Annotated in this window: 14 protein-coding genes and 1 pseudogene; 13 read left to right on the top strand and 2 right to left on the bottom strand. The window is 64.6% G+C overall.

Translation table 11 applies throughout. The annotated features are described in order from the left end of the window. The first annotated feature begins 242 nt into the window (after positions 1-242). The 6 genes from AC1DMS_RS12925 to AC1DMS_RS12900 all read left to right on the top strand — a co-directional run bounded on the left by AC1DMS_RS12925 (position 243) and on the right by AC1DMS_RS12900 (position 5503). Positions 243-1235: a hypothetical protein gene (locus AC1DMS_RS12925; protein WP_478181105.1), complete on the top strand. Its 993-nt coding sequence runs from the start codon at positions 243-245 to the stop codon at positions 1233-1235. After that, positions 1229-1576 (top strand): hypothetical protein, encoded by a 348-nt coding sequence (locus tag AC1DMS_RS12920; RefSeq protein WP_478181104.1) that lies wholly within the window; start codon positions 1229-1231, stop codon positions 1574-1576. Before AC1DMS_RS12925 ends, AC1DMS_RS12920 begins: the two co-directional genes overlap by 7 nt. Before the next feature lie 32 nt (positions 1577-1608). Continuing rightward, a complete protein-coding gene (locus AC1DMS_RS12915) occupies positions 1609-2013 on the top strand; it encodes a hypothetical protein (RefSeq protein WP_478181103.1) in 405 nt (134 codons plus the stop codon). Between the two features lie 75 nt (positions 2014-2088). Further along, positions 2089-2433: a Hachiman antiphage defense system protein HamA gene (locus tag AC1DMS_RS12910; protein ID WP_319432140.1), complete on the top strand. Its 345-nt coding sequence runs from the start codon at positions 2089-2091 to the stop codon at positions 2431-2433. A 168-nt stretch (positions 2434-2601) separates the two neighbouring features. Then, on the top strand, positions 2602-3153 hold the full coding sequence (locus AC1DMS_RS12905; RefSeq protein ID WP_278879710.1) for a hypothetical protein: 552 nt from the start codon (positions 2602-2604) through the stop codon (positions 3151-3153). After that, positions 3137-5503: a TOTE conflict system archaeo-eukaryotic primase domain-containing protein gene (locus AC1DMS_RS12900; RefSeq protein WP_478131782.1), complete on the top strand. Its 2367-nt coding sequence runs from the start codon at positions 3137-3139 to the stop codon at positions 5501-5503. Before AC1DMS_RS12905 ends, AC1DMS_RS12900 begins: the two co-directional genes overlap by 17 nt. A 233-nt stretch (positions 5504-5736) precedes the next feature. Here AC1DMS_RS12900 and AC1DMS_RS12895 read toward each other — a convergent pair whose 3' ends face one another. Then, the gene (locus tag AC1DMS_RS12895) at positions 5737-6192 is read right to left on the bottom strand and encodes a hypothetical protein (protein WP_319432144.1); all 456 of its coding nucleotides are present in this window, start codon (positions 6190-6192) and stop codon (positions 5737-5739) included. Between the two features lie 11 nt (positions 6193-6203). Beyond that, positions 6204-6416 (bottom strand): hypothetical protein, encoded by a 213-nt coding sequence (locus AC1DMS_RS12890; protein ID WP_412510893.1) that lies wholly within the window; start codon positions 6414-6416, stop codon positions 6204-6206. Positions 6417-6782: 366 nt separating this feature from the next. Between AC1DMS_RS12890 and AC1DMS_RS12885 the strand changes: the two genes are divergently transcribed. The 7 genes and pseudogenes from AC1DMS_RS12885 (at position 6783) to istB (ending at position 13387) form a co-directional block, all read left to right on the top strand. Beyond that, positions 6783-7355 (top strand): helix-turn-helix domain-containing protein, encoded by a 573-nt coding sequence (locus AC1DMS_RS12885; RefSeq protein ID WP_436287692.1) that lies wholly within the window; start codon positions 6783-6785, stop codon positions 7353-7355. Positions 7356-8184: 829 nt separating this feature from the next. Then, the gene (locus AC1DMS_RS12880; RefSeq protein ID WP_412510895.1) at positions 8185-8766 is read left to right on the top strand and encodes a hypothetical protein; all 582 of its coding nucleotides are present in this window, start codon (positions 8185-8187) and stop codon (positions 8764-8766) included. A gap of 7 nt (positions 8767-8773) precedes the next feature. After that, entirely contained in the window at positions 8774-9865 is a 1092-nt protein-coding gene (locus AC1DMS_RS12875) for a relaxase/mobilization nuclease domain-containing protein (protein ID WP_412512139.1), read from the top strand. Between the two features lie 74 nt (positions 9866-9939). Further along, positions 9940-10241, top strand: a pseudogene (locus tag AC1DMS_RS12870) (ATP-binding protein); the annotation flags it as partial. 352 nt (positions 10242-10593) lie between these two features. Beyond that, complete coding sequence (locus tag AC1DMS_RS12865; RefSeq protein WP_478181102.1) at positions 10594-10935, top strand: helix-turn-helix transcriptional regulator; 342 nt, start codon at positions 10594-10596, stop codon at positions 10933-10935. A gap of 77 nt (positions 10936-11012) precedes the next feature. After that, complete coding sequence (gene istA / locus AC1DMS_RS12860; RefSeq protein ID WP_478181101.1) at positions 11013-12626, top strand: IS21 family transposase; 1614 nt, start codon at positions 11013-11015, stop codon at positions 12624-12626. After that, complete coding sequence (gene istB / locus AC1DMS_RS12855) at positions 12623-13387, top strand: IS21-like element helper ATPase IstB (protein WP_012745835.1); 765 nt, start codon at positions 12623-12625, stop codon at positions 13385-13387. The genes istA and istB overlap by 4 nt, the downstream gene beginning before the upstream one ends. Positions 13388-13627 lie beyond the last annotated feature (240 nt).

Raw genomic sequence — 13627 nt, 5'->3', positions numbered from 1 at the left:
ATCGGGTACCTACAAAAATACCGACAAAAACTGAGGCCTGTCGTCATGTCGCACGTTTGCCACGCGCAAGCGCCGGGTCAGGAATTGTGCGAGGGAATAGCGAGTCCTCGTTCCGATTATGTCTGGTTTCTCGGACGGCTCGGCATGGGGCCGGGAACAGTCAACAGCGCCATGATAACGCCGGTTTGCACGATAACAGTGCATATGTTATAGTGCGGGATTAGAGTTATTCAGGATGAGCCTTGCCAACCCTCGCGACCGCCGTTGTGCGCTACCTCCACGAGGTCCTGGGCATTGAAGCGCCAGCCGTGAAGCCGTGGGCACGTGCCAACGAACTGCCATACTTCCTTCGCGATGCCTTCCAGTTCGGCGAGCTCGAACTGCTGGGGCAGCCCCTTGTCCTGGCGATCGGGCGCGCGCAGGCCAAGCAGTCCCTCAGCGAAGTCCGGACCTGGCTGAACAAGGTCCAGGCCATGGCCGGTCAGCCGGCGGTCTACGTCACCGATGCACTGGCCTCCTACGACCGTCGACGCTTGATCGAGCAAAAAGTCCCGTTCATCGTGCCGGGCAACCAACTCTATCTGCCGGACCTGGGCCTGGACCTGCGCGAGTATTTTCGGCAGCGCGCGCCGGCCACGGAAGCGCTGAGCCCTTCCGCGCAAGCCATGCTGATCACTGCCTTGCTGCGCCAGCCGTGGCAATCCGATTGGCAGCCCTCCGAGATCGCAGTCGCCTTGGGCTACACGCCCATGACACAGTCACGCGCGGTCAAGGAACTGACTGCGGCCGGGCTGGCGACGGCATACACGGTCGGCCGCTCGCGCTGGCTGCGAATGGAACTCCCGCCGGAGCAGGTCTGGGAGCGTGCGAAGCCCGCACTGCGGACGCCGGTCAGGCGTACGGTCTGGGTGGCCGCCCATGGCACCGTTGCACGCCGGCCCGGCCGCCTCGCGGGTCTGAGCGCGCTCGCGCGCTATTCCATGCTGACCGAGCCGAAATGGCCGGTGTTTGCGTTGACCGCCGCCGACTGGAAGGCTGCGACGGATGCCGGCGTTCGCGAGTTGCCTGAGCCCGAAGCGGGCGCCCAGGAATGGCAGCTGTGGAGCTACAGCCCGGCATTGGTGCCAGACGCCAACACGGTGGACCCGCTCTCGCTGACGCTCAGCCTGCAGAAGAACGCCGACGACCGAATCCAGCTCGCACTGGATGAACTGAAAGGACAACTTCCATGGTGAGAGGCTTGGATACTTTCCAGGAGCGCTTTGCGGCATACGTCGACCAGTACGTCCTGATTGGCGGCACGGCCGCGACCTTGACGATGGAGGAGGCCGGGCTGGAATTCCGCGCCACCAAGGACCTGGACATCGTCCTGCATGTGGAGGCGCTGACCCCGGCATTTGGTGAGGCCTTCTGGAAATTCGTCGAGGACGGTGGCTATGAAATCCGCCAGGCCAGCGACACCGGAAACCAATCTTCTATCGGTTCCAGAAGCCCGCTGATGCCCGCTACCCGGCGATGGTCGAGCTGTTCGCGAGAGCCCCCGACGGGTTGCAACCGGCTGAGGGCAGTCAGCTGACACCGATACCACTCGACGAAGCCGTCTCCAGCTTGTCTGCCATCTTGCTGGACGAGGTCTACTACGCATTCATCATGGCTGGGCGCCGCGAAGTCGATGGCCTGCCCTGGGTCGGCGAAGACTGCCTGATCCCGCTCAAGGCCGTCGCGTGGCTGGAACTCACGGCGCGAAAAGAGCAGGGCGCCAAGGTGGACGCCAAGGACGTGCGCAAGCACCTCAACGATGTTTTGCGCCTTTCACAACTGCTCGCGCCCGCCACACGCATCGCGGTCGACGAAAAGATCAGCGCCGACATGACGCGGTTCCTTGTTGCCGTTGCTGCCGACACGTCCATCGACCCGAAAACGCTGCAGCTCGGCAACGTCGCCGTCGCCGAACTGGTCGCCCGTATCGCCCAAGCATACGAAATTGAACTGCCTGCGCAGGCGGCGGGATGACGGGCGAGAAGTCAAGCGGAGCGGATCGATGAGCAGCCAGTCTGACCGGAACTCACAAAGAACGGAGGAGGAGACATGGCATTGTTCAAGGCTTGGTGCGCTGGCACCGAGGACAAAAGCAAGAGGAAGACATTCCGAACGTGCTTGGAAAAAGATAGCGGCCGTGCAGCCGTTCTTACGCAGCTGGGCGAAACCGTCAGGACGCACGACGACCAGGCTGACGATGTTGCCCGCCTCGGATACGACGGCGCCTCCGAAATTCTGAGGGCACTGCTGCCTCAGTCGAAGCGCGCGCGCTCCGGTGATCTCGGCGAAATCCTGGCCTCTGAACTGGTCGAGGAGGACATGGGCTTTCGTGTTCCCGTTTGGCGGATGCGATTCAAAGATGACGGCGAGACCGCCCATCGCGTTGCGGCTTGAGGCTATGCCAACGCACATGCAGCGCAGGGGCGGGCCCGGTTTGACGGCAACCCGGCGTTGCTGGCTTGACGCCGATTTTTTGCTGCCATTTGCTTGTGCAGAACGAGGCCGCGTGCTGGCGCTGGAAGATGCCGCCACGAAGCTGCTGAAGCCGGAGAATGCGTGAGCATGGGTACGAGGAAAGCGCTGAGTTGGAGCGACGTCAAGGACAAGCTTGCCGACTTTGACCGCCCGGGCTTGATCGGCCTGGTGCAGGACCTCTACGCCGCCAGCAAGGATAACCAAGCCTTCCTGCACGCGCGCTTGGGGCTCGGCGACGATGTGTTGAAACCGTACAAGGCAACCATCGACCGCTGGTTGTGGCCCGACGTGTTTAAGAACCAGGACACCTCGGTCACGAAGGCCAAGAAGGCCATCGCGGATTACAAGAAGGCCGTCGGCCAGCCGGAGAGCCTGGCCGAGCTGATGGTGTTCTTCTGCGAGCGGGCGGTGGGCTTCAGCAACGATCTCGGCGTGCAGGACGAAGGCTACTTCAATGCCGTGGTGCGGATGTTCGGGCAGGCGTTGAAAGTCATGGACGCTCTGCCCGAAGGACGCAGGTCCGCCTTATTGGGTCGTCTGGATGCTGTCCGACGCCTCGGCCACAACCTGGGATATGGCGTTGGCGATAACATGGACGACCTGTTGGCCGAGCGTGGATTCGATGGCGGACCCCGATGAACTCACCAAGCTGCGCGCGGAGAACAGCCGGCTGATCGCGCTGCTCGAATCGCACGGCATCGAATGGCGGTCGCGGCAGCAGCCGTCCCCATCGCCCGTCGAGTCCTCGAGATTGTCCACTGACGCGAAAGTCGCTATCTTCCGCCGGCTCTTCCGCGGTCGTACCGATGTGTTTCCCGTCCGATGGGAGAGCAAGACCACCGGCAAGTCGGGCTACGCGCCGGCTTGCGCGAATGAGTGGCGCACCGGGGTGTGCGAGAAGCCCCGCATCAAGTGCGGAGACTGCGGCAATCGTCTGCTCGTCCCGCTGTCGGACGCGGTGATCTACAAGCACCTGGCTGGCGAGCATACGGTCGGGGTGTATCCGCTGTTGGAGGACGACAGCTGTCATTTCCTGGCCGTCGACTTCGACGAGGCCGAATGGCGGGACGATGCGCAGGCGTTCATGCAGTCTTGCGCGGAACTGGGCGTGCCAGCAGCGCTGGAGGTCTCGCGCTCCGGCCAAGGGGCCCACGCCTGGGTGTTCTTTGCCGCTCGCGTGCCGGCGCGCGATGCCCGTCGCCTCGGCACAGCCATCATCAGCCACACCTGCGCGCGCACGCGGCAGCTCCGGCTCACGTCCTACGACCGACTGTTTCCGAATCAGGACACGATGCCCAGAGGCGGCCTTGGTAACCTGATCGCCTTGCCCCTGCAGAAGGGGCCGCGCGAAAGGGGCTACAGCGTCTTCGTCGACGCTGAGCAGCGTCCCTACCCGGACCAGTGGGCGTTCCTGGCTTCCCTCCGGCCGATGGCCGCACACGACATCGAGCCGACCATCCTGCGGGCCACAAGTGGCATCCATCCGTTGGATATCACCTTCATTGACGACGAGGATCTGGCCACGCCCTGGAAGCGCAAAGGCACCGCGTCGAAGAAGCTGCCCGGAACCATGCCCCGCTCGCTGACGATGACCGTGGCCAACCTGATCTACTTCGAGAAGGCGCAACTGCCTCAGCCCCTCGCCAATCGACTGATCCGTCTGGCGGCGTTCCAGAACCCCGAGTTTTACAAGGCGCAGGCGATGCGGGTGTCGGTGTGGGACAAGCCACGGGTCATCGGCTGTGCCGAGAATTATCCGCAACACATCGCCTTGCCCCGCGGGTGTCTGGATGCCTCCCTGTCGCTGTTGCGCGAGAACGGCATCACGTGTGAGCTGCGAGACGAGCGCTTCAAGGGCCAGCCGCTGGACGTGTCGTTCGTCGGCAATCTGCGTCAAGACCAGCAGACCGCCGTCGCTGCGATGCTGCCGTTCGATGCCGGGGTGCTGTGCGCACCGACCGCCTTTGGCAAGACAGTCACCGCCGCGGCGATGATCGCCGAGAAAGGCGTCAACACGCTGATACTGGTGCATCGCACGGAACTGTTGAAGCAATGGCAGGAGCGGCTGCAGACCTTTCTGGGCGTCGGTACGGGCGTGGTCGGCACCATTGGCGGCGGCAAGGCCAAACCGACCGGCAGGATCGACATTGCCGTGATGCAGTCTTTGTCCCGCCGGGGTGAGGTGAACCCGCTGGTCGAGGACTACGGCCACGTGATCGTCGACGAGTGCCACCACGTCGGCGCGGTTTCGTTCGACGCCATCCTGAAGCGGACCAAGGCGAAATACGTGCTCGGCCTGACCGCCACGCCGTTCCGACGCGACGGGCAGCAGCCGATCATCTTCATGCAGTGCGGGCCGATCCGTCACACGGCGGCCACGCCGGCCGGGGCGCCGCACGATCTGGAGGTGGTGCCGCGGTCCCGCCATGCCCGGATCGATTTGCCGCAAGATGCCGGCATCCAGAATGTATTCCGGCATCTGGCTAACGATCAGGCGAGGACTGAAGCCATCGCAGCCGAGGTGCGCGATGCCTTCGCGCAGGGGCGCAAGATACTGGTGCTGACGGAGCGCACGGAACATCTCAACGCGATTGAAGCAGCCCTCGGCGGCCTGGGGCCGGACTTCTTCGTACTGCATGGCCGGATGTCCAGAAAGCAGCGTGCGGCGCTGGTGGCAGGCCTTGATGCGTTGGCGCCCGACGCACCGCGGGTCCTCCTGGCGACCGGCAAGTTAGTTGGCGAGGGCTTCGACCACCCGCCGTTGGACACGCTGGTGCTCGCCATGCCGGTGTCCTGGAAAGGGACGCTGCAGCAGTACGCCGGCCGCCTGCACCGGGAGCACGTCAGCAAGGCCGACGTGCGGATCATCGACTTCGTGGACACCGGCCATCCAGCGTTGCTGCGTATGTGGGATAAGCGTCAGCGCGGATACCGAGCGATGGGATATCGGACCGACGCCGATACCGTGCCGAATGAAGGCCTGTTTTGATGCGCAGATGCAGATGCAGATGCAAGTGTTTCAACTACGCTTGAATTGGAGCGGGCGCCAGTCACAATCGTCGGCGGCCGTGTGGCAGAGAGTATGACGTTGTAGATACTTCGTTGGCATCAATGTTTCTGGGTAGTAGCCCGCTCAGGGCCGTCGTTGACGATCGACGGGTTTAAGGTGCGACGTCGACGATGTGCTGGAGCAGAGCGAAGGCGACTCGCCACGAGCGTCCGTCAGTGAACCGTGGCCGTGCGCTGGTTGATCCGAACGATTTCTCCGACATGCCGCTTCAGGCCTTGGTCGGTGAAGCTCACACGCTGGCCGACGCGGAAGTCCTGCTTGTGGTGGATCTCCGGCGGCGGCCTCAGCGGCGCGGCATGCGCCGGTGAGGATGACGTGCCTGCCTGCTGATCATCGACAGGCACGACGGCCGCGTACAGCACGCTGAAGCGCTGTTTGCTTTGTTCGTCGAGCAGCGTGACCTGCCGGTCTTTCATCGCCGCGATGCGAGCCTCACGCAGCTTGCCGGTGCCCCAGTCCCAGTACTTCACCAGTTGGCCCATGTGCAACTGCGAGCGCGCCTGCACGATGCGCCTGGGGTCGGCCATGAGTTGCTCGATGACCCAGCTGAGTTGGTACAGCTCAGCGCTGGTGGCCATGGGAAGATCTTCGATCTGCTTGACACGCATGCCCAAACTTCCTATTTGGTGCGGCGAGTCTTGCCTCTGGGTAACGAGTTCGGAGAGAACGCCGACAACCCGAGGCTCGCGATTTCTCCTGCCACCAGTTCCTGGAGTTTGCCGATTTCTTCGGACGACGGCGAACTTGCGTAGGCGAGCGTGAGCACAGTCAACGGGTGCAGGCCCAGAACCCGAACCAGAGCATCGATCTTCGTGAGCGTGGGAACATTCACGCCTCTCTCAAGAATGCTGACGTAAGTCCGAGATGAGACGGTGTCGAAGGCCTCCTGCGGAATGCCTACCGCGACCCGCGCAGTCCGAAAGGCGCGCGGAAAGTTGGGTGGCGGAACAGGAGGAACGCGGCGGCTTGGCACCGCCCGATTGCCACATATAGAATGGCATAGAGCTACAAAGTATATGACGAGTTATTGCGTGTCGCACTCGTCCCCGAATGCTTTGCACAAGGTGCTCACTGACCATTCTCATGTGCGAGATTCAAGATGGCCCATAGAGAGCTTGCTTCGCCTCTGCCAACGGTTCGGCCGTTGCGCCTGCCAGCGTCGGTGACGCGTGTCCGGCCGCGGCAGCCGGCGCCGGTCGTGCGCAGCCTGTCCGCGGTACGCATTGGGACGCAGGTGAGGGCACTGCGCATGGCGGCCGAGGTGTCTGGCGGCGAACTGGCCAAGACCTCGGGGATTTCTGCCTCGATGCTCTCGCGCATCGAGCGCGGTCTGGTCTCGCCTTCGGTGGAGACCCTGGAGCGTCTCGCGAATGGTCTCGGGGTGCCGGCGTCGCGGTTCTTCGGGGACCAGGCGCGGCGCACGGACTTCTGCCATGTGCGCGCAGGACATGGTGTCCTGGTCGATCGCATCGGCGCGGTGGCGGACTACCGCTACGAGCTGCTGGGCCACCTGCTGTCGGGCAACCTGTTCGTCGAGCCCTACCTGGTCACGCTGCTGCCCGGCGCCGATCCCTATGTGACCTTCCAGCATCCAGGCCTCAAGTTCCTGTACTTCTTGTCCGGGGAGGTCCGCTACCGCTATGGCGGCAGGACTGCGGAGGTGAGGGCAGGGGATTCGCTGCTGTTCGATGCAACCGCACTGCATGGGATCGAGGCCATTCAGACCCAGCCGGTCTCTTACCTGTCAGTGGTGTTCACGCTGCGAGAGTAGACTGCTCTTGGCGACGCTGCCGCGCAGCGGGGCGACGCGGATGCCCATTCGATGCTTCCCCCGCGAATTCGCTGCGTGCCGAATTCACCTCTGTGTTCGGCTCTATTTCTGGATGTTCGGCATGCCGAACACCCAGAAAGTCTCAAACGGTCGCAACAGCGGAGGTCTTCTGCTTGATGGCGCCGTGAGGAAATTCATGCAGCGGTCGTGGGCTCGCTGTGCGAATGGGGCGGATGTCGGTTTCGGTAGTCTGGACGCGGCAGTCGCAGGACGACGTCGAAACTTCGAGGGCAAAGTCCTCGTGCGGCTATGAGGGCGGGATCGTTCCGTCTACCTCCGTAATGTTCGGCATGCCGAACATTGATGGAGGGCTCCGAACTGCGATTGACCGCAACGCTCCGGAAGCGGCGAAATGGCGAGGTGAGCTCGACGCTGGAATGGCGAGGGCAACGTCCTTGTGCGGCAATGAGGGCGGGATCGTTCCGTCTACCTCCGTCATGTTCGGCATGCCGAACATTGATGGTGGTCTTCGAGCTGTTGATCGACGGCAACGCTCCGGAGCCGCGAAACGGCGAGGTGAGCTCGACGCTGGAATCCGAGGGCAACCTCCTTGTGCGGCTATGAGGGCGGGATCGTTCCGTCTACTTCCGTAATGTTCGGCATGCCGAACATTGATGGTGGTCTTCGCGCTGTCGATCGACGGCAACGCTCCGGAATCGGCGAAACGGCGAGGTGAGCTCGACGCTGGAATTCCGAGGGCAAAGTCCTTGTGCGGCTATGAGGGCAGGATAGACTGCCGTCAGACATTGTTAACAGCGACGGCGTTGCAATGACCAAGACCTCTCGATCGAGCCGCGTGATCGCCACCCGGGTGCCGCCCGAGACGAGGGTGCGCTTCGCCGCGCTGGCCGCCCGTCATCATCTCAGTGCGTCGAGCCTGCTCGCGAAGATGGTCGACGAGGTCCTCAAGACTCACGGCGACATCTCGCCGGGCTCGGGTGCACAGCGATTTCCAGACGAATCGGAAAACCGCCCCGGCGCGGCGGACCGCATCACGCTGCGACTTCGCCAAGGCGATCGCGCGCTGGCGGCGCGTCGCGCCCATGCCCGTGGAATGAAGACCGCCAGCTACCTCGCCCTGCTGATCCACAACCATGTGCGTATCGCGGCCGTGCTGCCGCCGAACGAACTGGACCAGATCAAGGTGACCGCCGCCCGGCTCGCCGCGTTGGGGCGGCAGCTTCGAATGTTCGGCATGCCGAACACGCTGCCCGGGCCGGTGGCGTCGGACCTCGGCGAAACGATCGCGTCGGTCCGTCAGGAAGTCGAGGTGGCACGCGAAGCCACGGCCGCCATCGTGCGCCGCAACCTCATCAGCTGGGAGACCGGCGGCGGGAGGGCCCATGCCTGAACAGAGGATGCGCGCAAGCCGAAGCAGCCCCGGCGCGGCCGATGCGCCGCGCGACATGACCCTGGACATCGTGAGCTACGGTCGGCGTGGACCGGGCGGCACGCTGCGCCTCGGCGCCGACCAGATCGCGCAGATCCAGCGCACCGTGGGGCGCACGCCCGAGGTGATGGTGAAGGTCTCCGGCGGCGGCCGGGATGTCGGCGGCGTCGAGGCCCATCTGCGCTACATCGGCCGGCATGGCAAGCTGCCGATCGAAACCGACGAGGGGCTGATGCCGCAGGGCCGGGGTGCTCCCAAGGAGATCACGGCCGACTGGCAGCTGGAGCTCTGCCGAAGCCAGCACAAGCCGAAACCCGCTCCGGGGCAGAAAGACACGCGTGCGAAGTTGGTCCACAACATCGTTCTGTCCATGCCCGCCGGCACGTCGCCGGACAAGGTACGGGCTGCCGCCCGCGTCTTTGCGCGCGAGAACTTCGCGCTCCAATATCGCTACGCCATGGTGCTGCACACCGATCAGCCGCACCCGCATGTGCACCTAGTGGTCAAGTGCGAGCACGAGTTCGAGCCTGGCCAGCGCCTCTACACCCGCAAGGAGACATTGCGGCAATGGCGCGAGCAGTTCGCCGCACTGATGCGCGAGCAGGGTGTGGCGGCCAATGCCACACCGCGACAGGTGCGAGGGCAGACCCGCAAGCCCTACAGGGATGCGATCCATCATCGGCTGCGCGCGCTTCGGGCATTCGGCCAACTGTCGCCCAGCGACCGGACCGGGCATCGACAGCCGAAGACCTCGACCTTCATGCGCGCGAAGCTGGAGAACCTGCTCCAGGCTCTGAGGTCGGGGCGGGGCGCCGCGGCTGACGGACAAGAGCAGATGCGAAATACCCGGCGGGCGGTGGTCGCAGATTGGCGCACCACAGCGGATGCGCTTCGAAGACACGGCGAGGCCAATCTGGCAGCCGAGGTGGATCGCTTCACTGCGCGCATGCCCGCGGTGCAGACCGATGCGCAGTGGATCGCCGACCGCTGGAGAGAGGCCGAGAAGAGCCATGCGCCCGAGCACGCGCCCGCCAGTCCGCCCCAGCCGCATGTCCGGTGAGTGGCCGTGCGGCATCTCTCGCCAGAGCGCGGAGAAGAGGCGCGCGTGCGGCGTCGACCTTGGCCGGATGACGCGGAGCACCCAAGGCGCAGATCATCATGTGGGGCCACCTGGCCTTCGTCGAGCGTGTCGAGAGCGTAGCGTGGTGATGCTCGGGCCCGGCGGCGTGGGCAAGACGTACATCGCGCTGGCGCTGTGCCAGTGCCCCGTCATGGCGTGGCCCAAGGCACGCTTCAATACGGCGGCCGATCTGATGATGCAGCTGACGGCGGCCGAGGCACAGAACCGACTGAGGGAATACTTCAACCGGGCGGTTCTTGACCCGAAGCTGCTCGTGGTCGACGAGATCGATTACTTGCCCTTCGGTCGGGACGAAGAACAGGACATGCCGATGGCGCCGCGCCAGCTTGGCTCGCCTGGAGCAGGGCATAGCAATTGAGACACCAAGCCATTGCCATCGGCTTTGGGCGCAGCCCATCGGACGTTCCCACAGACCTGTCAGAACTGTCAGTTGACCGCCTGCTGGCTTGATTGCACGCTCGCCGAAATCCTGCGGAGGACACCGTCCCGGGATGGGGAGGGTAGGCGCTTGCTGGTGTCGTGTGATGGGCCGGCGCTGCTGCGTTGCCCTGTGCACGGCGTTTGGTTCTGTCCGGGCTCTCCAAGGAAAGGCACATATCTCCAAACGAAGCCGCCTTGAAGGTCGGGCTCCATTTCGAGGATTTGTCATGCATATCGAACCCGATGCCAACCGCGGCGATGTTGATTTTCAGCCCGCGGCCGGTCCTGCATTCTTTCGCATGCCCGATGTGATCCGGATCACCGCCCTGAGCCGCACGACCGTGTACCGAAGGATCGCCGACGGCAAGTTCCCGCCTCCCGTGCACCTGGGAGGGCGCGCCTGCGGATGGCCGCGTGCAGCGATTCAGCGGTGGATCGATGATCCGGACGGTTATTCGAATTTGCCCGTCACGCACACGCGCCGAATGAACCCCCGGCGGCCACCCAAAGTGCCCCACTTATGGCCACCCAAACTGCTCCACCCTGGCCACGGTGATCTGACGCATTGAACACGGTGCGTCGGGCACCGCGAAGCCCGACAGGCAGGACGTTAATTTCCACCCCCTCTGAGCGAGGGAACAACGGAGTGAACGTCTTGAAGCCACATCTGCAAACCACCATCTGGACGCTGCTCAAGGGCGGCGCCACCCAGCGCGAGATCGAACGCATCACCGGCATTTCGCGCCACACCATCCGGACCTACCAGCAGCGCTTCGCCGCCGATCCGGCAAACTGCCCCGGGGTGGCCACCGACCCTCCCAGTCAAACTGCTCCACCCTGGCCACCGACTTCCGGGCCGGTAGCGCCGCCGCTGGCCACCTCCAAGTGCGAACCCCACCGCGCCTTCATCGACGCCCAGTTGCGCCTGGGCCGCAACGCCACCGCCATCTACCAGGACCTGGTCGACCTGCACGGCTTTGACGGCGCCTACAACTCGGTCAAACGGTTCTGCGCCCAGCTTCGCCACAAGGAGCCCGAGCAGTTTGATCGTCTGAGCTTTGCGCCCGGCGAGGAGATGCAGGTCGACTACGGTGAAGGCGCCCCCACGCGGATGCCGGGCACCGAGCGCTGGCGCAAACCCCGCCTGTTCGTGGCCACGCTGCGCTACTCGCGGCGTAGCTTCCGCCGCGTGGTCTGGAAATCCAGCCAGCAAGTCTGGGCTGAGTTGCACGAGCAGGCCTGGGCCTACTTCGGCGGGTCCACCCACTACGTCGTCCTCGACAACCTCAAGGAAGGCGTCTTGAAGCCCGACCTGTACGAGCCCGCGCTCAATCCGGTCTACGCGGCCACACTCGCTCATTACGAGGTGGTGGCCGACCCGGCCCGGGTCCGGGATCCGAATCGCAAGGGGACGGTGGAGAACGCGATCCAACACACCCAGGCCACCGCGCTCAAGGGCCGGCGCTTTGAGACCATCGAAGAGCAGAACGCCTTCCTGGAACACTGGGAGTCCAGGTGGGCCGCCTCGCGCATCCACGGCGCCGAGCGGCGTCAGGTGCAGGCCATGTTCGAGGAGGAGCGCGCCCACCTGCAGCCGCTGCCGGCCACGCGCATGCAGTACTTCACCGAGGTGCAGCGCACGGTCTGCGACGACAGCTGCGTGCGCATCGACCACAGCAGCTACGCCGCTCGTCCGGCCCCGATTGGCTCCAAGGTGCTGGTGCGGCTGTTCGAGCGGCGCATCGAGATCCGTGAGCTGCGCACGCAAGCCTTGCTGCGCACCCACGAGCGGGTCGATCGCCCCGGCAGCGTGGTGCTGCCCATGGCCGAGCGGGTGTTCAACCCCTCGCGCGAGACGCGCTACATCCTGGCCCAGGCCCGAGCCATCGGGGCGCAGGCCTCGCGGCTGTGCCAGATGCTGTTCGCCATCGAGGGGCGCGTGGGCCAGCGCAAGCTGTGGGGCATCGTCAACCTGGCCAAGCGCTACCCGAACCACTTTATCGACGCGGCCTGTGCGGGCGCCATGGAGCAAGGCGTGCACAGCTACCGCCACGTCAAGGCGCTCACCGAGCGGCTGGTGGCCGACGCCCTGGCCGCCCTGCAGGCCGGCACGCCGACACAGTCGGCGTCAACGCTCACCCAGCAGCACGCGCTCATCCGCAGCGCCGACGAATACGGCGATCTGTTCGCCCACGCCGCCACCGCCACCTCGGGCGACACAACCTCTCCCACCCCCACCACTGAGATCGCCCAGCCATGAACATGACCGAGATCGAACGCGCCCTGCGCGAGCTGCGCCTGTCCGGCATCGCCGACACGCTGTCCACCCGCGTGATGCAGGCCCAGGCCGCCCAGCAGCCCTTCCTGGAGACGTTGGCCGCCATGCTGCAAGACGAACTCGACCGGCGCCGCTCGCGATTGATGGAGCGCCGCTTCAAGCGCTCAGGCCTGGCCGAACGCCTGACGCTGGCGGACTTCGACTGGCGCTTCAATCCCAAGCTGCCGCGCAACGCCTGCTTCGAGCTGCACACCCTGAAGTTCATCGGCGAGGGGGCCAACGCATTGATCGTCGGCAAGCCCGGCACCGGCAAGAGCCATGTGGCCAAGGCGGTGGCCTACCAGGCCACGTTGGCCGGCTATGACGTGCGCTACGTGGAGGCCGACACCGAGTTCGCCCGATATGGGCTGGCCAGCACGGCGCAGCAGGCCGAACAGCTCAAGGGCTGGATCGAGCCGGACCTGTTGGTCCTTGATGACCTGTTCCTGGCCCGGCGCATTGCCGACGTGAGCGCCGAACTCTTGCAGGCCATCGTGCACCAGCGCTACAAGTTGCGTCGCGCCATCGTCATCACCTCCAACCGGGTGGTGCAGGACTGGGGAAAGTACCTCGCCGACGCCACCATGGCCACCACCATCCTGGACCGGCTCATGCACCGCTGCGCAATGCTGGAGTTCGAGGGCAAAAGCTACCGCCTGAAGGAGGCCGCCGCGCGCATCGCCATCACGCCCGAATCGTCATAATCCGACCGTCCTGCCTGGAGCAGTTTGACCGGCCATAAGTGGAGCAGTTTGGGGTGGCCATCGGGGGAATGAACTGAGCAGAGCGAGGCGCTCTTGTGGCTTCGCGGGCCCGGATGTACTCCGCGCAGCCCCGCATCGAAGCATCTTGGATTACCGATCTCCGACCCTTGGAGTCATGGAGGAGATCGGACAAGCCTTGAAACGCCTCGGTCTTGATGACCAGACCCGCCGAAACGATCT

It is taken from the genome of Variovorax sp. 05T418 (genome assembly GCF_056396385.1).
Note: the sequence above shows the minus strand (reverse complement) of the source record. Positions and strands in the feature narration are given on the sequence as shown.